This is a genomic window from Pseudoalteromonas sp. SR45-6 (assembly GCF_014163545.1).
Classification (GTDB): Bacteria; Pseudomonadota; Gammaproteobacteria; order Enterobacterales; family Alteromonadaceae; genus Pseudoalteromonas; species Pseudoalteromonas rhizosphaerae.
On sequence record NZ_JACJDM010000146.1, the window covers coordinates 1 to 1,062 of the forward strand.

Here is a 1,062-nt window from a genome sequence, read left to right on the forward strand (position 1 = left end):
TAATGGGCGTTTTGGAAGGTATGACAGGTGTTTAAGTGGCTTATTTGGAGAGGTAGCAGCTTACCTTTATTAATGCGTCCTGTTTTGCAGCTTTTCTATATTATGAACTAAGCAATACAGTTGCCATTGGGCATTCACTTTCGTTTGACCGCGTAAGGTCAATTTATTCATGCCTTTGTTAACTGTAATATTCCCGAACACTGGCTCTATACAGCCAAGTCGTTTGCTGTACTGTCGTCGCCCGATTGGGCTGTCTATTTTGACCTTCATTTTGTCGATGTAGCTTAGCTTTTTACGCGATTCATCATTTTTAAACTGTACTTGCCGCCCTGTTTTTATCGGTGGCTTTCGCATGCATTGCTGTTGCAGTGAGCATACTTTGCAATCTTTTAAGTAACCGCAGAATCGCGTGTATTTTTGGTTGTGGCTTTTTACATTGATACCACTTCGCCACATGTCATTGCCTGCTGGACAGCGGCAGGTTTGTGTCGTCTCATCATAATGGAAGTCGTCTGAGGTGAATAACCGTGGCTTACCTTTACTGCGTTTTAGTCGGCGTTTTTCTTGCTCTGTTTCATAGGTTTCGCTGTCTTTAAATAACGGGTTTCGTTTTCTAAATTGGTTATCCGCAATGTAAGTATCAAAGCCACTTTTCGCCATGTATTCAAGGTTCGCTTCGCTATTAAACCCACTGTCTGCGGTGAACTTAATCGTTTGTTCGTCTGTTGATTTGTCGGTATTCAATTTATCAAGCTGCTGCTTTAATTGCTTAACTGCTGGCTGCAGGGTTTGCTGCTCGCCCACCGAGCCCCATGCCTGTGCTTGCAGTATAACTTGATGTTTATCGTCATTTATCGCTATCCCGTTGTAGCCTTGGATTGTACCTTTTGACGTGGTCATTTTCGCGCTATCAGGGTCGGTAATATTACTTTTAATAGGCTTGCCTTTGCTGCCCGTTTTTTCCTCGTGGGTCGCTAAGAACTCCGTGATTTTATCTGCACTTTTATCCAGCTTTTCTTTTTGCTTTAAATCCTGTGTTATCAACTCTTCGCTCAGGCTATC

At 42.8% G+C, this 1,062-nt stretch carries 1 protein-coding gene; it reads right to left on the minus strand.

Annotated features, from left to right (window positions below; translation table 11 throughout):
* Positions 1-69: 69 nt before the first annotated feature.
* Positions 70-1,062: transposase (locus H5158_RS22580; protein WP_220491408.1), on the minus strand; the 993-nt coding region annotated here is incomplete at its 5' end.